24 protein-coding genes and 1 tRNA gene are annotated in these 22,776 nt (G+C 33.5%); 14 read left to right on the top strand and 11 right to left on the bottom strand.

Annotated elements, in window-relative coordinates; all coding sequences use genetic code 11:
- Positions 1 to 36: 36 nt before the first annotated feature.
- Positions 37 to 579 carry a DUF1599 domain-containing protein gene (locus V6246_RS06730; RefSeq protein WP_341559718.1) on the bottom strand — a complete coding sequence of 181 codons (543 nt, stop codon included), beginning with the start codon at positions 577 to 579 and terminating at the stop codon, positions 37 to 39.
- A gap of 135 nt (positions 580 to 714) precedes the next feature.
- Here V6246_RS06730 and folP point away from each other — a divergent pair, with 135 nt between their 5' ends.
- The 4 genes from folP (at position 715) to V6246_RS06750 (ending at position 3,805) form a co-directional block, all read left to right on the top strand.
- The gene (gene folP / locus V6246_RS06735) at positions 715 to 1,539 is read left to right on the top strand and encodes a dihydropteroate synthase (RefSeq protein ID WP_341559719.1); all 825 of its coding nucleotides are present in this window, start codon (positions 715 to 717) and stop codon (positions 1,537 to 1,539) included.
- Between the two features lies 1 nt (position 1,540).
- Positions 1,541 to 2,221: a hypothetical protein gene (locus tag V6246_RS06740; RefSeq protein ID WP_341559720.1), complete on the top strand. Its 681-nt coding sequence runs from the start codon at positions 1,541 to 1,543 to the stop codon at positions 2,219 to 2,221.
- A 36-nt stretch (positions 2,222 to 2,257) separates the two neighbouring features.
- Positions 2,258 to 3,043: a diadenylate cyclase gene (locus V6246_RS06745; RefSeq protein WP_159017859.1), complete on the top strand. Its 786-nt coding sequence runs from the start codon at positions 2,258 to 2,260 to the stop codon at positions 3,041 to 3,043.
- 96 nt (positions 3,044 to 3,139) lie between these two features.
- Positions 3,140 to 3,805 carry a DUF3667 domain-containing protein gene (locus V6246_RS06750; RefSeq protein ID WP_341559721.1) on the top strand — a complete coding sequence of 222 codons (666 nt, stop codon included), beginning with the start codon at positions 3,140 to 3,142 and terminating at the stop codon, positions 3,803 to 3,805.
- Positions 3,806 to 3,833: 28 nt separating this feature from the next.
- On the opposite strand, the gene V6246_RS06755 is transcribed toward V6246_RS06750, so the two are convergent.
- Both V6246_RS06755 and truA read right to left on the bottom strand, forming a co-directional pair.
- Positions 3,834 to 5,603 carry an ABC transporter ATP-binding protein gene (locus tag V6246_RS06755; RefSeq protein WP_341559722.1) on the bottom strand — a complete coding sequence of 590 codons (1,770 nt, stop codon included), beginning with the start codon at positions 5,601 to 5,603 and terminating at the stop codon, positions 3,834 to 3,836.
- Positions 5,604 to 6,347 (bottom strand): tRNA pseudouridine(38-40) synthase TruA, encoded by a 744-nt coding sequence (truA, locus tag V6246_RS06760; protein ID WP_341559723.1) that lies wholly within the window; start codon positions 6,345 to 6,347, stop codon positions 5,604 to 5,606.
- Between the two features lie 92 nt (positions 6,348 to 6,439).
- On the opposite strand from truA, the gene V6246_RS06765 reads away from it, so the two are divergent.
- Positions 6,440 to 6,946 (top strand): metallophosphoesterase family protein, encoded by a 507-nt coding sequence (locus tag V6246_RS06765; RefSeq protein WP_341559724.1) that lies wholly within the window; start codon positions 6,440 to 6,442, stop codon positions 6,944 to 6,946.
- A gap of 98 nt (positions 6,947 to 7,044) precedes the next feature.
- Here the strand turns inward: V6246_RS06765 and V6246_RS06770 are convergent, their stop codons facing one another.
- Positions 7,045 to 7,455, bottom strand: a complete 411-nt coding sequence (locus V6246_RS06770) for a DUF4293 domain-containing protein (RefSeq protein ID WP_341559725.1) — start codon at positions 7,453 to 7,455, stop codon at positions 7,045 to 7,047.
- 195 nt (positions 7,456 to 7,650) lie between these two features.
- Between V6246_RS06770 and rho the strand changes: the two genes are divergently transcribed.
- The 4 genes from rho (at position 7,651) to V6246_RS06790 (ending at position 11,078) form a co-directional block, all read left to right on the top strand.
- On the top strand, positions 7,651 to 9,321 hold the full coding sequence (rho, locus tag V6246_RS06775) for a transcription termination factor Rho (protein WP_341559726.1): 1,671 nt from the start codon (positions 7,651 to 7,653) through the stop codon (positions 9,319 to 9,321).
- A 411-nt stretch (positions 9,322 to 9,732) separates the two neighbouring features.
- Positions 9,733 to 10,122 (top strand): PID-CTERM protein-sorting domain-containing protein, encoded by a 390-nt coding sequence (locus V6246_RS06780; RefSeq protein ID WP_074938133.1) that lies wholly within the window; start codon positions 9,733 to 9,735, stop codon positions 10,120 to 10,122.
- On the top strand, positions 10,109 to 10,696 hold the full coding sequence (locus V6246_RS06785; protein ID WP_341559727.1) for an archaeosortase/exosortase family protein: 588 nt from the start codon (positions 10,109 to 10,111) through the stop codon (positions 10,694 to 10,696). Before V6246_RS06780 ends, V6246_RS06785 begins: the two co-directional genes overlap by 14 nt.
- Complete coding sequence (locus V6246_RS06790) at positions 10,683 to 11,078, top strand: hypothetical protein (protein ID WP_042503087.1); 396 nt, start codon at positions 10,683 to 10,685, stop codon at positions 11,076 to 11,078. Before V6246_RS06785 ends, V6246_RS06790 begins: the two co-directional genes overlap by 14 nt.
- A gap of 187 nt (positions 11,079 to 11,265) precedes the next feature.
- On the opposite strand, the gene V6246_RS06795 is transcribed toward V6246_RS06790, so the two are convergent.
- The 4 genes from V6246_RS06795 to proS form a co-directional block, all read right to left on the bottom strand.
- Positions 11,266 to 11,634: a hypothetical protein gene (locus V6246_RS06795; RefSeq protein WP_341559728.1), complete on the bottom strand. Its 369-nt coding sequence runs from the start codon at positions 11,632 to 11,634 to the stop codon at positions 11,266 to 11,268.
- Between the two features lie 151 nt (positions 11,635 to 11,785).
- Positions 11,786 to 12,037: a 30S ribosomal protein S20 gene (gene rpsT, locus V6246_RS06800; protein WP_159017870.1), complete on the bottom strand. Its 252-nt coding sequence runs from the start codon at positions 12,035 to 12,037 to the stop codon at positions 11,786 to 11,788.
- 29 nt (positions 12,038 to 12,066) lie between these two features.
- Positions 12,067 to 12,138: transfer RNA gene (locus tag V6246_RS06805), tRNA-Glu, on the bottom strand.
- Positions 12,139 to 12,312: 174 nt separating this feature from the next.
- Complete coding sequence (gene proS / locus V6246_RS06810; RefSeq protein WP_341559729.1) at positions 12,313 to 13,791, bottom strand: proline--tRNA ligase; 1,479 nt, start codon at positions 13,789 to 13,791, stop codon at positions 12,313 to 12,315.
- A gap of 99 nt (positions 13,792 to 13,890) precedes the next feature.
- Here proS and V6246_RS06815 point away from each other — a divergent pair, with 99 nt between their 5' ends.
- The 5 genes from V6246_RS06815 to yidD all read left to right on the top strand — a co-directional run bounded on the left by V6246_RS06815 (position 13,891) and on the right by yidD (position 19,333).
- Entirely contained in the window at positions 13,891 to 15,057 is a 1,167-nt protein-coding gene (locus tag V6246_RS06815) for a hypothetical protein (protein ID WP_341559730.1), read from the top strand.
- A gap of 30 nt (positions 15,058 to 15,087) precedes the next feature.
- Positions 15,088 to 16,611 (top strand): OmpP1/FadL family transporter, encoded by a 1,524-nt coding sequence (locus tag V6246_RS06820; protein WP_341559731.1) that lies wholly within the window; start codon positions 15,088 to 15,090, stop codon positions 16,609 to 16,611.
- 186 nt (positions 16,612 to 16,797) lie between these two features.
- On the top strand, positions 16,798 to 17,475 hold the full coding sequence (folE, locus tag V6246_RS06825; RefSeq protein WP_042497298.1) for a GTP cyclohydrolase I FolE: 678 nt from the start codon (positions 16,798 to 16,800) through the stop codon (positions 17,473 to 17,475).
- Between the two features lie 63 nt (positions 17,476 to 17,538).
- Positions 17,539 to 19,023, top strand: coding sequence for a cysteine--tRNA ligase (gene cysS, locus V6246_RS06830; RefSeq protein ID WP_341559732.1), 1,485 nt, complete (start codon positions 17,539 to 17,541; stop codon positions 19,021 to 19,023).
- Positions 19,024 to 19,093: 70 nt separating this feature from the next.
- Entirely contained in the window at positions 19,094 to 19,333 is a 240-nt protein-coding gene (gene yidD / locus V6246_RS06835; protein WP_341559733.1) for a membrane protein insertion efficiency factor YidD, read from the top strand.
- A gap of 12 nt (positions 19,334 to 19,345) precedes the next feature.
- Here the strand turns inward: yidD and V6246_RS06840 are convergent, their stop codons facing one another.
- The 3 genes from V6246_RS06840 to V6246_RS06850 form a co-directional block, all read right to left on the bottom strand.
- Entirely contained in the window at positions 19,346 to 20,305 is a 960-nt protein-coding gene (locus V6246_RS06840; protein WP_341559734.1) for a tetratricopeptide repeat protein, read from the bottom strand.
- 331 nt (positions 20,306 to 20,636) lie between these two features.
- Positions 20,637 to 22,265, bottom strand: a complete 1,629-nt coding sequence (gene pruA / locus V6246_RS06845; protein ID WP_341559735.1) for an L-glutamate gamma-semialdehyde dehydrogenase — start codon at positions 22,263 to 22,265, stop codon at positions 20,637 to 20,639.
- Between the two features lie 129 nt (positions 22,266 to 22,394).
- Positions 22,395 to 22,706: a winged helix-turn-helix transcriptional regulator gene (locus V6246_RS06850; protein ID WP_341559736.1), complete on the bottom strand. Its 312-nt coding sequence runs from the start codon at positions 22,704 to 22,706 to the stop codon at positions 22,395 to 22,397.
- Positions 22,707 to 22,776 lie beyond the last annotated feature (70 nt).

Below are 22,776 nucleotides of genomic sequence, written 5' to 3' on the forward strand. Positions count from 1 at the left end.
GCTTAAGTTTTAAAATGTGCTTACTGTTAACCTAAACTAATGGTCTTCACCTAAATGAATCATCGCGAAAATGGCATAATTAATCATGTCTTGATAATTAGCATCAATGCCTTCGCTTACTAACGTTTTACCTTCATTATCTTCTATCTGTTTTACACGAAGTAATTTTTGCAAAATTAAATCGGTTAAACTACTCACGCGCATATCTCTCCATGCTTCTCCGTAATCGTGGTTTTTGTTTTCCATTAAGGTTTTGGTAACCAAAATGTGTTTTTCATACAATTCGGTAGCCTCTTCTGTCGATAAATCGGGCTGTTCTACAACACCTAATTCCAACTGAATAAGCGCCATAATAGAGTAATTTATAATACCTATAAATTCGCTTAATTCACCTTCATCTACCTTTCTAACATCGTTTTGCTGTAAACCTCGAATACGTTGGGCTTTTATAAAAATCTGATCGGTTAGCGATGGTAAACGTAAAATTCGCCAAGCACTTCCATAGTCGCTCATTTTTTTAATAAATAAACTTTTACAAGTATTTACAACCGTATCGTATTGTTTTGAAGTATCTGGCATGTATCAATTATATTTTGTGTAAATTTCGCTTAAATTGTTTAAAGTTCAAAAGTTTTTAAGAGGAAGTTTGACGTTACAATTTTAAAGTTTTAGGTTTGATATTTAATATTGAAAATATTGACATTTTAAGAGGTTATGACCATTAATTGCAAAGGAACACTTATTGATTTATCGTCGCCAAAAGTGATGGGGATTTTAAATTTAACACCGGACTCATTTTATGATGGCGGACAGCATAAAGATGAAAAATCTATTCTGGACCACACCGAAAAAATGCTAACAGAAGGTGCTACTTTTATTGATATTGGCGCATATAGTTCACGCCCAAATGCCGACCATGTAAGCGAAGCCGAAGAGTTAAAACGCATTTTACCTATTGTAGAACTTGTTTTAAAAACATTTCCAGAAACCTTAGTTTCTATTGACACATTTAGAAGTGAAGTCGCCAAACAGTCTATTGAAGCTGGTGCTGCCCTAATAAACGATATTTCGGCAGGAAAGCTCGATGACAATATGCTGAAAACGGTTGCCGATTTACACGTACCATATATTATGATGCATATGCGTGGCACTCCGCAAACCATGCAACAACAAACCGATTACAACAATTTGGTGAAAGATATTATATTCTATTTTTCTGAACGTTTAATGGCCGCAAAAGAACTTGGTATTATAGACCTAATTGTAGATCCTGGTTTTGGTTTTGCAAAAACTTTAGAACAAAACTTTCAACTTTTAAACACTTTAGAATTATTTAACATACTCGAAAAACCTTTGCTTGTTGGTGTATCGAGAAAATCGATGATTTACAAAACCCTTAACAACACAGCTAAAGAAGCTCTTAACGGCACATCGGTTCTAAACACGATTGCTTTACAGAAAAACGCATCTATTTTACGCGTGCACGATGTAAAAGAAGCTATGGAAACTATTAAACTTGTTGAATCTCTCAATGCTTAAAATGAAACATCTACTTCTCCTTTTTATTACAATCGGCTTATTATCTTGTAATAATGAAAAAGTACTAGAATTACCAGAAATTAATCATTCTAAAATATCAGAAATAGATGATATCTCGGCCGCGTATCTCTTTTACGATTCAGAAAAAGACAGCATCGAATTAAACCGTAAAAATTTAATTAGTACAACCAATTGGCTCGTTAATGTCGATAAACGCTTAAGTTTAAAGTTAGCTATTCCTCAGATTACATTTCTTCAGAATAAAAAGAAAAACGCAGGACATAAAAAAGAAGGTATTAAAAACTACTTTACTTGTAATGATACGAGTTTAAAAAGCTTAGGTTTTATTGAATTTACTGAAACTGTTTATCATGAAGAAACGAGCTGGGAATACTTAGCAAAACTTTCAGATTTAAATGAAAGTAAAAACGCTATTTCTATAACATTTGATAACACCAACAGCATATCGATAATAGAAGTTGACAGCAGTTTAACTTCCACTAAAACAGACAAAAACAATCTATTGGCTTATTTAAAAAAACAAGATCGTGCCAACCACAATATCTATTTAAATTTCAATGTAGATTTAAACTTTCAAGATTATATAACTTATAAATCACTATTAGAAAAAGCCGATTTAAAAGAAAGTAAAATCTCAAACAACGAATTTATTTTTAATTAACCTTTATTCACTAAATTTACAAAAACACTTTCACCATTGGAAATTTTTAATGACCTCTTAAACTTTAAAATTGTTGATATTATTGATGTAATTCTGGTAGCAGTGCTCCTTTATTATGTTTATAAACTAACAAAAGGCACAGTTGCCATCAATATTTTTATTGGTATTATTATTATTTATTTTGTTTGGAAGCTTACCGAATTTCTAGAAATGGAATTGCTTACCGGTATTTTTGGAGGCTTCATGAAAGTGGGGATTATAGCCTTAATTGTTGTCTTTCAACCAGAAATCAGGAAGTTTTTATTAATGGTTGGTTCTACGAACTTTAATGGACGACGTAAATTTTTACAACAATTTAAATTCTTGAAAACGGAAACTAGCGATGCTACCGATGTTGACGTTATTGTTTCGGCTTGTAATAAAATGGCAATATCTAAAACGGGTGCCCTTATTGTTTTTGAACGTAATAATAACTTAGATTTTATTGCCGCCTCTGGTGACGAAATGAATATAAAAGTGACTCAACCTATTATAGAAAGTATCTTCTTTAAAAATAGTCCTTTGCATGATGGCGCCATTATTATAAACGATAATATTGTTAAAGCTACTCGTGTAATTCTTCCTGTTAATAACGATAGAAGCATACCGAAACGTTTTGGACTTCGTCACAGAGCAGCAATTGGTGTTACTGAAAAAACGGACGCCTTAGCGCTTGTTGTAAGTGAAGAAACCGGACATATTTCTTATTTTAAAGACGGTGAGTTTGTTGTTTTTGATGATACTAATGCTCTTACCGAAATTATAAAAACAGATTTAGCTTAAATGAAATTAGCCTGTAAAAATTGCAAAAATTTACTGCTTGAAAAAAGTAATTTCTGTAATTTATGTGGCGAAAAAACAGCTTATAAACGCCTGACTGTGAAATCTTTTTTTGCTCATTTTATCAATCAGTTTTTAAGTATTGATAATAAGCTTTTAAAAACTTTTATAGATTTATTTACACAGCCTGATTTGGTTATTGATAGTTATATCAAGGGCTTTAGAAAAACATATGTAAATGTCTTTTCTTATTTAGGGTTATCGATAACTCTTATGGGACTTCAGTTTTTTATTCTGAAGAAATTCTTCCCAGAACTATTACAATATGGCTCAGGACTTGAACAACCAGAAGGTTTCGATATTAATAGTGTTATGGATTTCATTACAGAATATCAAAGTGTTATTACTTTGGTGTCTATTCCTGTATATTCTCTAATCTCAAGATTTGTATTTAAAAAGTCGAAAAAGTATAACGTTGCGGAACATTTCGTGATTATAACCTATACTTCGGCACACTGGTTTATTATATCATTTTTCATGATTTTAATAACCTTACCTTTTGGATTAAACTTCTACAGCGCGTCGCAATTAATTTCTATTCCAGCCTTGTTTTATATGGCTCATGTTTACAAAAAGCTATATGAGTTTTCCTGGAAATCGACTATATTAAGAACTATTTTATACGTCGTAATGAGCTTCCTTTTTCCGATGTTTATAGTATTAATTTTCGGCATACTTTACGCAGCTTTTTATCTAAAAAATTAGTGAGCTAAACAATATCGACTAATAAAGATTAGGCAACATCTTCCTTTAAAAACTGAACTTCATATAAATTTCTATAATAACCATTTTCTTTTTTAAGAAGTTCATTATGCGTGCCTTGCTCAACAATTTTACCAGAATCCATAACAATAATTTTATCAGCCTTTTTAATGGTTGCTAAACGATGCGCAATAACTATAGAGGTTCTACCTTTTGTAATTTTATCGGTGGCATTTTGAATAAGTTGTTCTGAATAAGAATCTACAGACGAAGTCGCTTCATCTAAAACCAAAATACTAGGGTTAGTAACATATGCACGTAAAAAGGAAATAAGCTGACGCTGACCAGAAGATAGCATCACCCCACGTTCTTTTACATTATAATGATATCCGTTTGGTAACGACATAATAAAATCGTGAATCCCGATATCTTTTGCCGCTTGGTAAACTTGCGCTTCTGTAATTTCTGGATGATTTAAAGTGATATTGTTTAAAATAGTATCGGCAAACAAAAATACATCTTGTAAAACTACAGCTATTTGAGTTCTAAGAGATTCTAAGGTGACATCTTTTATATTAATTCCGTCTACTGAAATAACTCCGTCTTTAATTTCATAAAAACGATTAAGTAAATTAATAATAGTAGATTTCCCTGCTCCTGTAGCTCCAACTATTGCAACGGTATCTCCAGATTTCACATTAAAAGAAATCCCTTTCAATACAGCTTCATCTTCAACATAATTAAAATACACATTTTCAAAATCGATATCTCCTTTAAAAGTTTCGGCAATATGTGTTCCGTGATCATCAATTTGCGAAGTAGTATCTAGAACTTTAAATACGCGGTTTGCAGCGACCATTCCCATTTGTAGGGTATTAAATTTATCTGCAATTTGTCGTAGAGGCCTAAATAGCATTGGGATAAACATGATAAAGGCAATTAAATCACCTTGAGATACATCACTAGCCTCTAAAACCACGTGTAAACCACCATACCAAGCCACTAAGCCCATAGCTATAGAACCCGATAAATCTGCCAATGGAAAGAAAATAGAGTTATACCAAACGGTTTTTAACCATCCTTTTTTATGACGCTCGTTTATGGCTTTAAACTTTCTAAACTCGGTATCTTCTCTTGTAAAAAGTTGTAGAATTTTCATTCCTGTTAATCGTTCTTGCACAAAAGAATTTAGGTTTGATACTTCCGTTCTCACTTCTTCAAAAGCCTTTTTCATTACTTTCTGAAAAATTCTTGTAGCGTATAATAATAAAGGAAGCATGATAAATACAATAATACTAAGCTTTACATTGATATAAACCATAACAGCGAAAACAACAATCATGGTCAGTAAATCTTTTACAATCATGAACAAACCTTGACCAAAAATATCGGCAATACGTTCCATATCGGTCACCGACCTTGTAATAATCACTCCAACAGATGAATTATCGTAATATTTCATTTTAAAACGTAGTAAATGATTGAACAATTTAGTTCTTACATCTTTCACTAAATTCTGCCCTAACCATGCCGCGTAATAGATAAAACAAAGCTGTATAACCGTTTGCAGAATTAAAACCACCAACATAATTATAATGTAAAACAGAAAATCTTCTTTCAATTTTACAGCAATACTATTATCTATGGCATATTTGGTTAAGTAAGGCGTTGCTGCACTAAAAATAGCAGATAAAACCACCATAACTAGCAAGCCAATAAAAACCAGATTATAAGGTTTTATGTAAGTGAATAACCTTTTAAAAAGGTTAACGTCAAATATTTTCTCTTTGGGTTTACTCATTTATATTTTTATATCTTCTGGATATTCTACTTCAATTAAATATAGACCGTGAGCAGGAACAGAAAATCCAGCTTCACTCCTATTTTTAGATTCGATAATGTTATGCAAATGTGCTACCGGATTTTTACCTAAACCAATATTGATTAAAGTACCAACAATGGCACGTACCATATTACGTAAAAAACGATCGGCTTTAATAGTAAAATGCAGTTCGCCACCGACTATTTGCCATTCAGCTTTCATTATATTGCACAAAAAGGTATTTACATTAGTTTTACTCTTAGAGAAACACTGAAAATCGTTGTATTCTAACAATATTTTAGTGGCTTCTTTCATTTTTTCAATATCTAATTTTTGCTTTACATTGTAAGCAGCATCAACATTAAAAACATTTTTCTGTAAAGAAACGCGATACAAATACGTTCTGCTAACGGCGTGAAAACGCGTATGCACATCTTTTTTCACTTTAAATATATCGTGAATAGCAACATCTTTAGGTAAAAACGAATTGAGTTTAAAAACCAAATCGACGTTATCTATATCGCCTTCAAAATCAAAATGAGCAAACATTTGCTTCGCATGCACACCTGTATCAGTACGCCCTGCACCCATTATAGAAATTGACGTATTTAATAAAACCGATAAAGCTTTTTCTAAAACTTCTTGTACCGAAATGGCATCGGGTTGTATTTGCCAACCATGATATGCTGCACCGTTATATGAAAGTTCTATAAAATATCGCAATTTGTTTTAATACTTTTGTTGAAAGAACAAATATAGTCAGTTTTAAGGTTCTTGTGAATACTCAAATCTTAATTATATATTAAAAGATTTTAATGAAAAAGATATTACTCCTTTCGGACACCCATAGTTATATAGATGATGATGTTTTAAAATATGTAAAACAAGCAGATGAAGTTTGGCATGCCGGAGATATTGGCGATTTAAAAGTAACAGATGCCATAAAAGAACTCAAACCATTAAGAGGCGTTTACGGTAATATTGACGATGCCAAAGCACGTGGTGAATTTCCGGAACACAATCGTTTTATGTGCGAAGGTGTAGATGTTTGGATTACACATATTGGCGGTTACCCGCCTAAATATAATTTAAGAGTGATTGAAGAGATTAGAAAAAATCCTCCAAAAATTTTTATTTCCGGGCATTCGCATATTTTAAAAGTTATGCCCGATAAAAAATTAAATGTGTTACATATGAATCCTGGTGCTGTTGGAAAACATGGCTTTCATAAAGTAAGAACCATGCTACGCTTTACAATTGATGGCAAAAAAATTGATAATTTAGAAGTTGTAGAGTTCCCTGACCGGCATCCAAAAATCTAATTGGTTTCATTCCTTAAACTAAAAACAGAATAAAAATAAAAAACTCCGAAGCTTTCACTTCGGAGTTTTAACGCACTAATACTACTAAGATGTTAGGTTTATCGTAATCGATCTACAGATTTTACGAGGTCTTCATCCTTCTTGATGGCCTTATTAGCTAAAGCTAACAACACGATAGAAACAAGTGGAAGAAGCATCCCAATACCTTTCTCAGAAACCGCCGTCTCTCCAGATAAATTTAGAGATTGATACACAAAAAATCCTAATAAAATAAAGTTTAATATGATGTTAAGCCTCCCCAAAACAAATTGGAGTTGCCTATTTTTGAACATAAATATAGAAATTAAACATAATACCGCCGACCCTAAAAAGAGACCAAAGTACAATATATCGTCTTTTGCAAACACTAACTCATCAGTATTTGTGGTCCATAAATTGAACACAAAAATTAACCCAGCAGAGATTCCTGCTGCTACTAATAAATAAACTGTTTGAATGCGTTGTAACATATTATTTTAACTAACTAGTTAGCAAAAATAACGGTTTCTTTAAAAAAATAGCCTAAAAAATTAAAATAAAGTTGTATAATTGCAGTATTAATTCTCAACAACCGCAATAACAGGCGGTTAATTCTTCAGAATAAAAATTCATTTTTTTCAAAAAACTCAATTTTATATTCAATATATAATATTCAAAATATATCAATGTTTGAAATTTCACAATTAAAAGAAAAGAAACTCACTGACCTACAGGAGATTGCTAAAAAACTGAACGTTCCTAAGTACCGTTCTTTAAAAAAATTAGATTTAGTTTATCAAATATTAGATACTCAAGCCGCAGACCCAAAAGCGGTAGATGCAGTAGTTGCTCCTGCTAAACCAGCAGCTGAAAAAACACCTGCAGCTAAACCAAAACCTAGAAAACCTAGACAACGTTTACAAAAACCAACACCAAATACTACTGATACGCCTGCCGAGCAAGCATCAGAAATAAAACCTATAGCAGAACCTAAACAAGAAGACGCTAAGGTGGATAATAAACCAGCCCAACAACCTGAAAAAGTTGAGGCTAAAGTAGAAAATAAACCTAAACCAAGGCCACGCCCTCAAAAGGAACGCAAAAACGAAAACCAACCAAATCCAAGGCCAAAACCTCAACAAAAACGCGATCAAAACAAAAACCAGAAAAACGGTAACGTACATACTGGAAGCAATGGTAATAAAGATAGCCGTAACCGCTACCGTGAGCCAGATTTTGAATTCGATGCTATTATTGAGAGTGAAGGGGTTTTAGATATTATGCAAGATGGGTATGGATTTTTGCGCTCATCAGATTACAACTACTTATCATCTCCAGATGATATATATGTATCGCAATCGCAAATTAGATTATTTGGTTTAAAAGTTGGTGACACCGTTTTAGGACAAGTGCGCCCACCAAAAGAAGGAGAAAAATATTTCCCTTTAATAAAGGTTAGTAAAATTAACGGCCAAAATCCAAATGTGGTTAGAGACCGTGTAGCCTTCGAGCATTTAACACCATTATTTCCTCAGGAAAAATTCAATTTAGCAGGGCGCCAAAGCACAATCTCGACTAGAATAATGGATTTATTTGCACCTATAGGTAAAGGACAACGTGGTATGATTGTATCACAACCAAAAACAGGTAAAACCATGTTACTTAAGGATGTTGCAAATGCTATTGCAGCAAACCATCCAGAAGTTTATCAAATGATTTTATTAATTGATGAACGTCCGGAAGAGGTAACAGATATGCAACGTAACGTTCGCGGAGAAGTTATCGCATCTACCTTTGATAAAGAAGCACACGAGCATGTAAAAATTGCAAATATTGTTTTAGAGAAAGCAAAACGTTTAGTCGAATGTGGTCACGATGTAGTAATTCTTTTAGATTCTATCACGCGTTTAGCACGTGCATACAATAGTGTACAACCCGCTTCTGGTAAAATATTAAGTGGTGGTGTAGATGCTAACGCCTTACACAAACCAAAACGTTTCTTTGGAGCGGCTCGTAACATAGAAAACGGAGGTTCGCTTACCATTATTGCTACAGCGCTTACAGAAACAGGTTCTAAAATGGACGAAGTAATTTTCGAGGAATTTAAAGGAACTGGTAATATGGAGTTACAATTAGATAGAAAAATATCTAACCGTAGAATTTTCCCTGCTATCGATCTTACCTCTTCAAGCACACGTCGCGACGATATTTTACTCGATGCTAACACCATACAACGTATGTGGGTAATGCGTAAATACCTTGCAGATATGAATCCGGTAGAAGCCATGGAATTTATAAACGAGCGTTTTAAACAAACCCGAAATAACGAAGAGTTTTTAATCTCAATGAACGGATAAAACCTTCAAAATATACACAAAGCCTTAACGTAAAAGTTAAGGCTTTTTTTTCACCATAATTTTGGCGTTACCACAAGGGTCGCGCTTTCCGTTACTAGTTTTGGCTCGATGCTCGCCTCGCCAAAAGCTAACCACTACAATCGCTAACGCAAGTTTAGGCCTTAATTATGTTACGTTATTATAAAACAACAAACACTTAAAGTATTAACTTTTAGGGTCTGTTCTTCTTTCTAATTAACACTAAAACAGAACAAAAGCTAACAATTTTCAGTCTAAATCAAATGTAAAGCGGTATTTAGTAGACTTTATTTCATGTTTTATCGAAAATACTAATAATACATATTTTGTTATTGAAATAGTTACTATTTTTGACACGCTATTAAGCTATTAATTAATTCAAATCTGAAAATGATGAACAACAACAAAAAATCTCTCGTTAATATAATTGGTGCTCTCGCTATTATATTAGCATTCACTTTCTCTACTAACGCAAACGCGACTTCAGTTAGTGCTGTTTCAACTACAAATGTAACTTTAGCAACTACACACTTTATGGTTGTAGGTGGTGGTCGTTCTAGAACATGTAACTGGGGGCATAAACGATGCTATACTAGACATTATGGTTCTCCTAAATGTGGATCATGTGGTCATAACAGTCACAGTGGTGGTTGCAGTGGTGGTGGATCAACTCCAACACCTCCAGATTCAGTACCTTTAGATGGTGGTCTTGGTTTCCTTATGTTGGGAGCAGCTGCTTTAGGTGTTAAAAAATTACGTGGAAAGAAAGATGCTAAATCTTAAATCTTTACAAAAAGACATACCATTACCAATAAGGCTTTTTCTCGGAAAAGCCTTATTGCTTTTTATAATATGGAAGGTTATATATTCTGGTTTTCTATATGACTCTCAATACTTAGATCACCCATTAACTACACATGTTGCTAAAGCGTCTACTTATCTCTTAAATAACTTAGGAGGTATGAGTGATTTCTCTACAGAAAGGGAAAACACAAGTTTTATTTTCGAAGGCGGAGAAACCGTTAACGAAATATCAGCAATTTATCACTACGATTACATTTCACTATACATTGCTAATGCCTGTAACGGTTTAGAAGTGTTTATACTTTATATTGGATTTATTATTTGTATGCCTTCATCATTTTGGAGGAAAACAAAATATATCATTCTTGGTATTCTACTTTTAGATATTATAAACATTTTAAGATGCGTAGGTCTTATCTATTTAAAAGAATATTTCGACGTTTACTTCGATTTTGCTCACCATTACCTTTTTAAAGCTGTAGTATACACGGCGACATTAATAATTTGGGGTTACTTTGCCCGTAAAATTCATTTAAAAAATGAAACTGTATAAATCAGATAAAGTTCGCTTCATTGTTGGGCTTATATTAATTATTATTGTTTACTCTTGGTATTACATCTATTTTGCAGAAAACAAGAACACAGCCTCTATTCCATCGAAAATTAGGCACATTATCACCTTTGCTACAACTCTAGCTGTTTATTTTATAGGTACTTTTCATTTAGGAAAACTAAAAGACACCTGGATGTCGTCGCTTTGGCATTTTATTCATATCTCTGGTTTATTTATAATTGGAGTCATGGGACTTTTTGATTGGTTTATTCATGAAATATCATTAAACGCAAGGCACTTTGCTGGAGGAATTCAAGAAATGCTTATTTCTCCTGTTTTATATTTTGCAATGGGTTTACTAAATAGAACCTTCAACAAATAAGTAAAAGTCCTTTTTTTAAACTTTTATCTTAAATGAACAAAACCATCCTCACCTAGATTTAATATATACACCTGTATTTTAAAAACGAGTATAATCGATAACATAAAAAAAACCCTTGACATTTTTGATGTCAAGGGGTTTTTTAATCTATTCTAAAACCTATTACAAAAGTTTTATAAAGTAAGGCTTAGTAGCGTGCAAAAAGATCTTTATACTCTCTTAAATCGGCTATGTTACCTTTGTTGCTAAGATTTTTAGTTAGCGCTATCAAGTATTTTAAACTCTCTACCGGTGTATCCAAATCATTTACTCCTTCAGCGCCTTCTTCTTCATCTTCTAAAGGCTCATCATCAAGTATAGGAATAAGAAACGTACTATTCTCTTCTAAATGCTCGTAAGTTAGTCTTAATACTTTTACCACTAAAGGTATTTGCTCTTCTAAAGCATAAGTTCTTAATTCCTTAATATCGTCAATTAGCGCTTCTTTATTAATACCTGACTCATCAAGATCCTTAAGAATTTTATCGACTAATTTATTTGCTTTTTGATTTTCCAACGGTGCTATTATTATGTGGTTAATAAACTTATTCTATTTGCAAATTTATATTTTTAAATTACTTTTCGCACTATAAAGCGCATTAAAAAAATCCAAAAAAAAAGCTTCTCATTTCTGAGAAGCTTTTAATATCATAAATTTTAAATCACTCTTAAAGTGCAGCAACAAATTTAGCTAAACCAGATTTAAGGTTTGCAGCTTTGTTAGCGTGAATTACGTTCTTCTTAGCTAATCTATCTAACATAGATACAACTGAAGGATATAAAGTTTCAGCTTCACTCTTATCAGTTAAATCACGTAATTTCTTGATAGCATTACGAGTTGTTTTATGCTGATATTTGTTAGTTAAACGCTTTGCTTCGTTACTTCTAATTCTTTTTAATGCTGACTTATGATTTGCCATTTTGTTTTTTTCTTAATTTTTTAAAATTGTAGCCCGTAGGGGAATCGAACCCCTCTTACCAGGATGAAAACCTGGCGTCCTAGCCGATAGACGAACGGGCCATTATTTTTTGAGTGTGCAAATATAAAACTTTTATTTTAACTTGCAAATTTATTTTTTCAAATAAAATATTTTCTTTTCAAATAACTTAACAATGTTTTCCATTGCGGGTGCAAAGATACATCTTAATTTAAGTTTTGCAAGTTTTTTTAAAAGTTTTTTGCATTTTTTTTTAATTAATATGCCTTTGCAAATAACACTCTTCCTTTCGATGGTTTCCCCGAATACACACACACTCCTTCTTCTTCCTTGAATTCCAAAGGAATACATCTAATAGTGGCTTTTGTGATCTCCTTTATCTTATCTTCTGTCTCTATTGAACCATCCCAATGCGCTGAAATAAATCCTGTTTTATTTTCTAAAATATTTTTAAATTCTTCAAAAGAATTCACTTCTGTAATGTGAGAATCTCTAAAATCTAATGCTTTTTTAAACAAACCTTCTTGCATTTCCTTTAATAAGCCTTCAATAATTTCTGTTAAATCGCTTAAAGCAACAACTTGTTTTGTTAAAGTATCACGTCTTGCAATCTCAACAGTACCATTTGCGAGGTCTCTTGCTCCAATTGCAATACGTAAAGGTACGCCTTGTAATTCGTGTTGTGCAAATTTAGCTCCTGGCCTATGCGTGGTTCTATTATCAAATTTAACCGTCATGTTTTTACCTCGTAGATCGCTCATTATAGTATTTGCGACTTCCGTAATAGCGTCTAAATCTTCTTCCGTTTTATATATAGGAACAATTACAACTTGGTTTGGCGCTAAACTTGGAGGCAGAACTAATCCAAGATCATCACTATGTGTCATTATTAAAGCGCCCATTAATCGTGTTGACACTCCCCATGAGGTTGCCCAAACATAATCTTGCTTTCCCTCCTTATTAGCAAACTTAACATCAAATGCTTTTGCAAAGTTTTGTCCTAAAAAGTGAGATGTTCCGGCTTGCAATGCTTTTCCGTCTTGCATTAAGGCCTCAATACAATAGGTTTCATCTGCTCCAGCAAAACGTTCACTTTCGGTTTTTAAACCTTGAATAACTGGTATAGCCATAAACTTTTCAGCAAATGTTGCATATACATTATTCATTGTTTCTGCTTCTGTTAGCGCTTCTGCTTTAGTTTCATGAGCTGTATGCCCTTCTTGCCATAAAAACTCAGCGGTACGTAAAAACAAACGTGTACGCATTTCCCAACGCACTACATTGGCCCATTGGTTTATTAATAAAGGTAAATCACGGTAAGATTGTACCCAACCACGAAACGTATTCCATATAATAGCTTCAGATGTTGGTCTAACAATAAGCTCTTCTTCTAACTTAGCTTCTGGATCTACACGTAACTTCCCTGGTCTATCAGGATCGTTCTGTAGTCTATAATGTGTAACAATAGCACATTCTTTAGCAAAACCTTCAGCATTCTTTTCTTCAGCTTCAAATAAACTTTTCGGTACAAAAAGAGGGAAATATGCGTTTTGATGTCCTGTTTCTTTAAACATTTTATCTAATTCTGCTTGCATTTTCTCCCAAATAGCATAGCCATAAGGCTTGATTACCATGCAACCTCTAACAGCAGAGTTCTCCGCTAGGTCGGCTTTTACAACGAGTTCGTTATACCACTTAGAATAATCTTCTGCTCTACTAGTAAGTTTTTTGCTCATATTGATGTTTTGGCACAAAAATTGTGATTATGTTAAATAATAAAATAGTTCAGCAAAACTAACTATTTTTGTAGTGTCCAACAATAAAATTATACAGATATGCAATTAAATAGCTACTTAAAACAAAAAATGCCAAACTTAGCACTGCTTGCTTTGCTAATTAGTGTGTCATCTTGTGGCTCATATCAATACGTAGGTGTTGACAATGATGGAATTTATGGCGAGGAAACTGTTCGCGTTGTTCAAAACGAAGAAACAGAAGTTGCAACTCCAAGCAGCTCAAATAGTAAATATTACGAAAACTATTTTAAAACAGGTGCTTTAGAAACCGAACAAATGATAGTGAATAGTGAAATTTTCACAGATATTGATAGTTACGAAAGTGACAATTATACTGATGAAGAAGCTATTGTAACTGATAATACTTACCAAGGTTATGCAGGCTGGGGACAAGCCACCAATAACGTTACTATTAATTATATAGACAACGGATGGAATAACTACGGATGGAATAACTACGGATGGAATAATTGGGGCTACAACAGCTGGGAATGGAATCGTTATAATAACTGGGGATGGAACAGGTTTAACAACTGGGGCCAATATAACCCATACCGCTATGGCGGCTACAACGATATTTTTTATGGAGGCTATGGCGGCTGGGGTTACTACAACAACTGGAGCTATAATGGTTTTAACGGATATTGGGGTAACATAGGTGGTTACTACAACTATAATAATAGAAATTATAACAGGAACTACAATAATAACCGCGTAGCATACAACGCTAGTAGAAGAACGAATTACGGTACTACATCTAATACAAGTCGTCGTACTAGTGCATCAACTGCTTCGGGACGTAGCAGCTCGACTTCAAAATACAATACAACAACGAGAAGAAGTAGCACATCTAGTTCTACAATTAATGGTAATACAGTTAGAAGAAGCTCAACACCTAGCTCAACACCTAGCTCAACAACCTCTAGAAGAACATCTACAGTAACTAGAACGCCATCTACAAATTCAACATCGAGATCAACATCGACTACAACAAGACGTAGTTCAACATACACACCATCAACAAGTAGCAGAAGTTCTTCACCTTCAAGCACAAGATCTTCATCTAGTTCAAGAAGTTCTACTTATACGCCAAGCACAAGAAGCTCATCTAGCTCTAGTGGATCTTCAACAAGATCTTCAAGCAGTAGCAGTAGTCGAAGTTCAGGTAGCTCTTCAAGATCATCAGGCGGAGGTAGACGTGGTTAATTCATTCTAAAAAAAGAAAAATATTTATATATGAAAAAGTTAAGTTTACTATTCATAGGTGTATTCTCTATGTATAATATATACGCGCAAGATATTAGTGACGCCTTACGTTACTCTCAAGATGAAATTCAAGGAAGTGCTAGATTTAGAGCCTTAAGCGGAGCCTTTGGTGCTCTTGGAGGCGATTTGAGTGCAGTAAGCATAAACCCTGCTGGCTCGGCTGTTTTTAGTCAAAGTCACGCATCGTTTTCACTAGTGAGTGCAGATAAAAACAACACCACAAACTATTTTGGAAATACCGAAAAAACAAACGATTCTAAATTCGATTTAAATCAAGGTGGAGCCGCTTTTGTTTTTAAGAACAATAATAATTCACCATGGAGAAAATTCACTTTAGCGATAGCTTACGACAGAACGAATGACCATAATAATAGTTGGTATTCTGCCGGAGTAAATACAAATGACGACGGTAATTTCAGCAACTCTATTGCTAGTTATTTTTACGATTATGCCGATGGTAGACGCTTAGATGAAATATCTGCTTTCCCTAACGAATCTATCAGAGAAGCTTACTCTGAAATTGGTAGAGCTTACGGTTTTGCAAATCAACAAGCCTTTTTAGGTTTCGAATCTTTTATTTTAGAAGCCGATGATATCACTAATGATGGAAATACAACGTATACAGCCAATGTAAATTCAGGTGAATTTGAGCATCGCTACACCAACGTTGAAACAGGATATAATGGTAAAATAAGTTTTAACTTTGCTACTCAATATCAAGACAATGTTTATTTAGGGATTAACTTAAATTCTCATTTTATAGACTATCAACGTTCAACATCTTTATTAGAAGACAATAATAACGGAGGGGTAATTGATTTTATAGATTTCGATAATGCTCTATCTACAACAGGTAATGGTTTTTCTTTTCAAATTGGAGGGATTTTTAAATTATCACAAGAATTTAGATTAGGATTAACCTACGACTCACCAACTTGGTACACTATTGAGGAGGAAACATCTCAATTTTTAGATACTAGTGAATTAGTTAATCAAAACATTGATGCTTTAGATCCACAAATCGTAAATATTTACCCAGAATACAAACTACAAACGCCAGGTAAATTTACAGGAAGTTTAGCTTATATTTTTGGACAACAAGGTTTAATAAGTTTCGATTACTCGAATAAAAACTATGCCAACACTACATTTAAACCAGAAGTAGATTATACAGATTTAAACGCAGATATTACAAACGTATTAACCTCTGCTTCTACTTACCGTTTTGGTGGTGAGTACAAAGTGAAACAATTAAGTTTTAGAGGTGGTTATAGATTTGAAGAAAGTCCATATACCGATGGTGTTACTGTTGGAGATTTAAATGGCTTTTCTCTAGGTTTAGGATATAATTTTGGTAACACAAAATTAGATCTAACCTTCGATCAGGCTAAACGTTCATATCAAACATCATTATACAATGTTGGACTAATTGATACTGTTGATATCGATAGAGTAAACTCTAATGTTACACTATCTTTAAGCTTCAATATCTAGTAAATATTTCGATTTTAAAACATTTAAAAAGCTTGAACTTTAAAATGTTCGAGCTTTTTTCATTTTAATTGTAATATTTAAAAGAGAAAACAGACCAAGTAGAAACAACAATTATATGTTAAGATAAAACATAACAAAACGGAATTACTTATCTTTGCAGACTTAAAAATAAGATATTTTTCGCAAATGAAAATGGATAATAATATAGAAGAACACGATACTTTGGGCGAAGACCATATTGGAACATCAGCAGATACGCCTTTAAGGAATGATGCTTTTACCCTTTCTGACTCAGAGAAAATAGACATTATTAAAGACGATGTACGTCACATTTTGGAAACATTAGGGTTAGATTTAACCGACGATAGTTTAAGTGGTACACCTAATCGTGTTGCAAAAATGTTTGTAAACGAAATTTTTGGTGGCTTAGATCCTAAGAAAAAACCAAAAGCGTCTACTTTTGACAACAAATATAAGTATGGAGAAATGCTTGTTGAAAAAAATATAACGGTATATTCAACATGCGAGCACCATTTATTACCAATTGTAGGAAGAGCACACATTGCTTACATTTCTAACGGAACAGTAGTTGGTTTATCTAAAATGAACCGTGTTGTAGATTATTATGCAAAGCGCCCACAAGTACAAGAGCGTTTAACAATTCAAGTTGTAAAAGCATTACAAGAAGTATTAAATACAGACGATGTTGCTTGTGTTATCGATGCTAAGCACTTATGCGTAAACTCTAGAGGTATTCGCGATATTGAAAGCAGTACTGTAACTTCAGAATTTGGTGGTAAATTTAAAGAAGAATCTACTAGAAGAGAATTTTTAGATTATATTAAATTAGAAACTAAATTTTAAGTTTTTAATTTATTTACTCTCGATTTTAAATCAACAACATCTAAACCTAACAACATTTAACGCATGCAACTTTTCGAGCATAACCCTATCAAAATATACAATTCTCTTTCAGGAAAAAAAGAAACCTTTACACCTATTGAAACTGGCTATGTTGGTATGTATGTTTGTGGGCCTACGGTTTACAGCAATGTGCACTTAGGTAATGTTAGAACATTTATGTCTTTCGATATGGTGTTTCGTTATTTAAAACATTTAGGTTATAAAGTACGCTACGTGCGGAATATTACCGATGCTGGGCATTTAGAAAACGATGCAGATGCAGGTGAAGATAAAATTACTAAAAAAGCACGCTTAGAGCAAATAGAACCTATGGAAGTAGTACAACGCTACACCGTAGATTTTCATAATATATTAAACACGTTCAATTTTTTACCGCCAAGTATAGAACCTACGGCAACGGGACATATTATTGAACAAATTGAGTTAATTTCTACCATTATCGAAAACGGTTTTGGTTACGAAGTAAACGGATCTGTATATTTTGATGTTCATAAATTTAATGAAACTCACGAATACGGAAAATTAAGTAAACGTAAGCTTGAAGATTTAATTCACAATACAAGAGAACTCGACGGACAAAGTGATAAGCGAAATCCACAAGATTTTGCCCTTTGGAAAAGAGCAGAACCTCAACACATTATGCGTTGGCCTTCGCCTTGGAGCGATGGTTTTCCTGGATGGCATTTAGAATGTACTGCCATGAGTACAAAGTATTTAGGAGAGCAATTTGATATTCATGGTGGCGGAATGGATTTAAAATTTCCACATCACGAATGTGAAATTGCGCAAAATGAAGCAGCCAAAGGAAAATCGCCTGTAAACTATTGGATGCACGCCAATATGTTAGAATTAAACGGACAACGTATGTCTAAATCTACCGGAAACACAGTAAATCCAGACGAGTTACTTTCGGGTAATAACGATTTTTTCAGTAAAGCATATGCGCCTAGTGTTATTAGATTTTTTATAGCACAATCGTCATACAGAAGTGTTTTAGATTTAACTAATGATGGTTTATTAGCCAGTGAAAAAGGTTTTTACAGACTAATGGATGCTGTTAATTTATTAGAAAAACTAGAAGTATCGCAACAAACGTCATCTGTAGATATCAATGTTTGGAAACAATCTTGCTACGATGCTATGAACGACGATTTTAACTCGCCGATCTTAATTGCTAATTTATTTGAAGCAGCAAAATACATCAACCAAATAAAAGAAGGCAAAGAAACTATTTCTGCTGAAGATTTATCAACTTTAACAAATACCATGAACATCTTTGTTTTTGATGTTTTAGGTCTAGAGAATGTGGTTAAAAACGATTCTGGAACCGATAAATTAACTGGAGCTGTAAATGTTTTAATAAAACTAAGACAAGAAGCTCGAGCTAATAAAGATTTTGCTTTATCCGATAAAATTCGTGACGAACTAGCCGAAGCGGGTATCTTGTTAAAAGATGGTAAAGACGGTACAACCTATTCGGTTAACTAACACTTTCTTTTTTGTAGAAATTCAGGAAGCTACTTTATAACTTAAGGTTTTATAATCGTATTTAGATCTCATGCTGAAAAAAATATTAGTAGCACCATTTCTATTCTTAATAAAGGTTTATCAAAAACTGATATCGCCACTCACACCTGCAACCTGTAGGTTCCACCCTACTTGCTCGCAATACTCTAAAGAAGCCTTAGAAAAACACGGCATATTTAAAGGAGGTTGGTTAGCTATAAAACGTATTTTTAGCTGTCATCCGTGGGGAGGTTCAGGATACGATCCTGTTCCTGAAAAAGACGAGAAATAAACAGCTTACAAACTAAAGTTCTTCCAGCTCTTTTACGTTTTCATTAAAGAAATAAAACTGATTTTTATGCCAGTATGTATTTTCAAACAACGTAATTCCAGAAGCAGTGTTTCCATTTCTTTGTAAAATATCTTTAGCCTTGTTGTAGTATAATTTTGTGTTTGGTAAATCTTTCAACTTATAGTACGTCATAGAAAGTCCAAGCATAGCATCAAAATCTAGCGAATCAAATTTTAAAGCTGTTTCAAAATCTGCAACAGCATTTTTATATTTCCCTAAAAGCAAGTGAGTTGTCCCTCTATAGAAATAAGCAAACCCGTTATTCTCATTCAACCTTAGCACTGTAGAAAAATCATTTTTTGCTTTCTTGTAGTAATTAATACTCAACAAAAACACACCACGATTGTAGTACGTATCTGCCGACGGATCCATGAGTACCGCCACTGTATAATCTTTTAAGGCTTGTTTGTAATTCTCTAAATTCTCAAAAACCAAACCACGTAACGTGTATCCTTTTGGATAATATGGTTCCTTACTTAGCAAATCATTAAGCACCTCAATAGTTCCTGTATAATCACTTAAATCAAAACTAGCACAAGCCAAACTGTAAAGCGCATCCAAGAAATTAGGGTCTATTTTTACAGCATCTTTATAATCCTGCCTAGCACCTTCAAAATCTTCTAAACTGTATCGAGCATTACCACGATTAAAATAACTATCGGCATCAGGCTCTGTAATTATTATTTTAGAATAATCGATTATAGCTCCCGAGTAATCACCCAAGTCATTTTTTGCAATTGCACGATAAAAATAAGCATCTAACTTATCAGATTCTAAATTAATTACCTGCGTTAAAAGCTCTATGCGCTCGCTTAAATCTTCAGTTTTTAAGGCTTGACGAAACAATTTATTTGCCTGCCCAAATATCAATATCGGCAAAACAACTAAAATTAAAGTAAAGTATTTTTTCATATTATATTAATTCAACAATTAATATGCCATTTATATGGCTTCAGCAATTTTTTATGAAAGGTAATTATTTTTTAGATAATTCTATACATTTTCTATTCGGCAAACGCATTCATTTTTGTGGGCGTTTCCCTTCGGGTCAGGCTTTCACTACTCGCTCCCTCCTATGGTCGGGGAGCTCAAACAGGCCGTTCAATCCTTAACGCGGGGCTTTTTATTGATTTATTTATCAATTTCAAACAAAGTTTATATCATTCACACTAAAATTTCATAAAACAAAAAAAAGACCATCTAAAAATTTCAGATGGTCTTTTAAAAATATATGTTTTAAGATTTATTCTCCTAAAAATGGGTAACGGTAATCTTTAGGTGTTACAAACGTTTCTTTTATCATTCTTGGTGACACCCAACGTAATAAGTTTTGTGCACTTCCAGCTTTATCATTAGTTCCAGATGCTCTTGCGCCTCCAAATGGTTGCTGTCCTACAACGGCACCAGTTGGTTTATCATTAATATAGAAGTTTCCGGCTGCATTTTGTAAAGCTTCAGTTGCCTGAGTTACTGCATATCTATCGGTAGATAAAATAGCTCCCGTTAATGCATAATCACTTGTTTCATCAACTAACTTTAATGTTTCCGCGTAAGCGTCATCCTCATACACATAAATAGTAATTACAGGGCCAAATAGCTCTGTACTCATAGTTGTATATTTAGGGTTTGTTGTAAGTATAACAGTTGGCTCTATAAAGTAACCTTTGCTTTTATCATAACCTCCACCAACAATAATTTCGGCATCAGCATCTGCTTTAGCCTGATCAATATATTTAGCTAATTTATCAAAAGAACCCTCGTGAATAACAGCAGTAATAAAGTTACTCATGTCTTCTGGAGAACCCATTTTAAAAGAGTTTACATCTTCTATCACAAAATTCTTTACATCACTCCATAAGCTCTTTGGAATGTAAGCACGAGATGCCGCACTACATTTTTGACCTTGAAATTCAAATGCTCCACGAACAATTGCCGTTGCAACTTGCTTAGCATTTGCCGATTTGTGAGCTACAATAAAATCTTTCCCTCCTGTTTCTCCAACAATTTTTGGGTACGTTTTATAAGTATGGATGTTATTCCCTATTTGTTTCCAAAGTTCTTTAAATACATAAGTAGAACCTGTAAAGTGTAATCCAGAAAAATCTGGGCTAGCCAATACCGTATCTGTAATCATTACCGGATCTCCAAAAACAACGTTAATAACGCCAGCAGGAACACCTGCTTCTTTAAACACATCCATAATAACTTTTGCAGAATACACTTGGCTATCACTAGGTTTCCAAACTACAACGTTCCCCATTAATGCCATACAAGCTGGTAAATTTCCAGCAATTGCAGTAAAGTTAAACGGTGTTACGGCATATGTAAAACCTTCTAGTGGGCGATACTCAACACGGTTCCAGGCATCACTTGTGCTTTCTGGTTGCTCCATGTAAATATCCGACATAAACTGTACATTAAAACGTAAAAAGTCGATAAGCTCACAAGCTGCATCAATTTCTGCTTGGTATATGTTTTTAGATTGCGCAATCATGGTTGCAGCATTAATTTTAGCTCGGTATGGACCTGCTATTAATTCGGCAGCCTTTAAAAAGATTCCTGCGCGTTGCTCCCAAGGTAGTAAACTCCATGTTTTTCTAGCCTCTAAAGCTGTAGCAATAGCATCATCAATATGTTTTTGCTCTGCTACGTGATAAGTTCCAACCACATGTTTGTGATCGTGCGGAGGAGACATTGCTCTGGTGTTACCCGTTTCAACATCCTCACCGTTTATGTACAAAGGAACGTCCACTTTACTATTAAACATTGTTTTATAAGCCTCTAAAACTTCCGCTCTTTCAGGACTTCCTGGTGCGTAAGATTTTACAGGTTCGTTAACAGCAACTGGTACGTTAAAAAAGCCTTTTCCCATGATTTTCTATTTTTCGTTATTGAATATTCAGTAAATACACTACAAATCTAAGAATTTTAAAATGATTTTCAAGATACAAAGACTCATAAAACATCGTTAATTTATAATAAAACACTACGACAGCTTTAACTAATTATCCAAATCGTTTATTCCCCATTCATCTAAACTTCTTAAAATATTTTCTAAAGATTTTCCGCGCTCACTTAATGCATATTCCACTTTGGGTGGCACTACAGGATATACTTTTCTAATAACGAGCCCATCTTTCTCTAATTCACGAACCGTTTGTGTAAACATTTTATTAGAAATACCAATAATCTGTTTCTGTAAAATTCCCGAACGTAATGCACCTTCTAAAAGATGAAATAATATTAATGGTTTCCATTTTGTACCAATTAAAGTCATGGTATAGTTAAGCGGACAATAATTATTTCTATTCATTCAAAAACTTAATAAATTGTAAATCATTATTTTACTCGTTTTGGTAACTATACTACTTTTTAGTAAGTTG

The sequence above is a fragment of the Algibacter sp. TI.3.09 genome (assembly GCF_038154905.1).
Classification (GTDB): Bacteria; Bacteroidota; Bacteroidia; order Flavobacteriales; family Flavobacteriaceae; genus Algibacter.

Bases quoted from the DNA above. Each gene is read 5' to 3' on its own strand.
- V6246_RS06850 (WP_341559736.1), bottom strand. From the start codon at position 22,706: ATGAATAGAAATAATTATTGTCCGCTTAACTATACCATGACTTTAATT.
- proS (WP_341559729.1), bottom strand. From the start codon at position 13,791: ATGAGCAAAAAACTTACTAGTAGAGCAGAAGATTATTCTAAGTGGTAT.
- V6246_RS06770 (WP_341559725.1), bottom strand. From the start codon at position 7,455: ATGTTACAACGCATTCAAACAGTTTATTTATTAGTAGCAGCAGGAATC.
- rpsT (WP_159017870.1), bottom strand. From the start codon at position 12,037: ATGGCAAATCATAAGTCAGCATTAAAAAGAATTAGAAGTAACGAAGCA.
- V6246_RS06820 (WP_341559731.1), top strand. From the start codon at position 15,088: ATGAAAAAGTTAAGTTTACTATTCATAGGTGTATTCTCTATGTATAAT.
- V6246_RS06790 (WP_042503087.1), top strand. From the start codon at position 10,683: ATGAAACTGTATAAATCAGATAAAGTTCGCTTCATTGTTGGGCTTATA.
- pruA (WP_341559735.1), bottom strand. From the start codon at position 22,265: ATGGGAAAAGGCTTTTTTAACGTACCAGTTGCTGTTAACGAACCTGTA.
- cysS (WP_341559732.1), top strand. From the start codon at position 17,539: ATGCAACTTTTCGAGCATAACCCTATCAAAATATACAATTCTCTTTCA.
- V6246_RS06785 (WP_341559727.1), top strand. From the start codon at position 10,109: ATGCTAAATCTTAAATCTTTACAAAAAGACATACCATTACCAATAAGG.
- folP (WP_341559719.1), top strand. From the start codon at position 715: ATGACCATTAATTGCAAAGGAACACTTATTGATTTATCGTCGCCAAAA.
- V6246_RS06780 (WP_074938133.1), top strand. From the start codon at position 9,733: ATGAACAACAACAAAAAATCTCTCGTTAATATAATTGGTGCTCTCGCT.
- V6246_RS06740 (WP_341559720.1), top strand. From the start codon at position 1,541: ATGAAACATCTACTTCTCCTTTTTATTACAATCGGCTTATTATCTTGT.
- yidD (WP_341559733.1), top strand. From the start codon at position 19,094: ATGCTGAAAAAAATATTAGTAGCACCATTTCTATTCTTAATAAAGGTT.
- rho (WP_341559726.1), top strand. From the start codon at position 7,651: ATGTTTGAAATTTCACAATTAAAAGAAAAGAAACTCACTGACCTACAG.
- V6246_RS06730 (WP_341559718.1), bottom strand. From the start codon at position 579: ATGCCAGATACTTCAAAACAATACGATACGGTTGTAAATACTTGTAAA.
- V6246_RS06755 (WP_341559722.1), bottom strand. From the start codon at position 5,603: ATGAGTAAACCCAAAGAGAAAATATTTGACGTTAACCTTTTTAAAAGG.
- V6246_RS06765 (WP_341559724.1), top strand. From the start codon at position 6,440: ATGAAAAAGATATTACTCCTTTCGGACACCCATAGTTATATAGATGAT.
- V6246_RS06840 (WP_341559734.1), bottom strand. From the start codon at position 20,305: ATGAAAAAATACTTTACTTTAATTTTAGTTGTTTTGCCGATATTGATA.
- folE (WP_042497298.1), top strand. From the start codon at position 16,798: ATGAAAATGGATAATAATATAGAAGAACACGATACTTTGGGCGAAGAC.
- V6246_RS06815 (WP_341559730.1), top strand. From the start codon at position 13,891: ATGCAATTAAATAGCTACTTAAAACAAAAAATGCCAAACTTAGCACTG.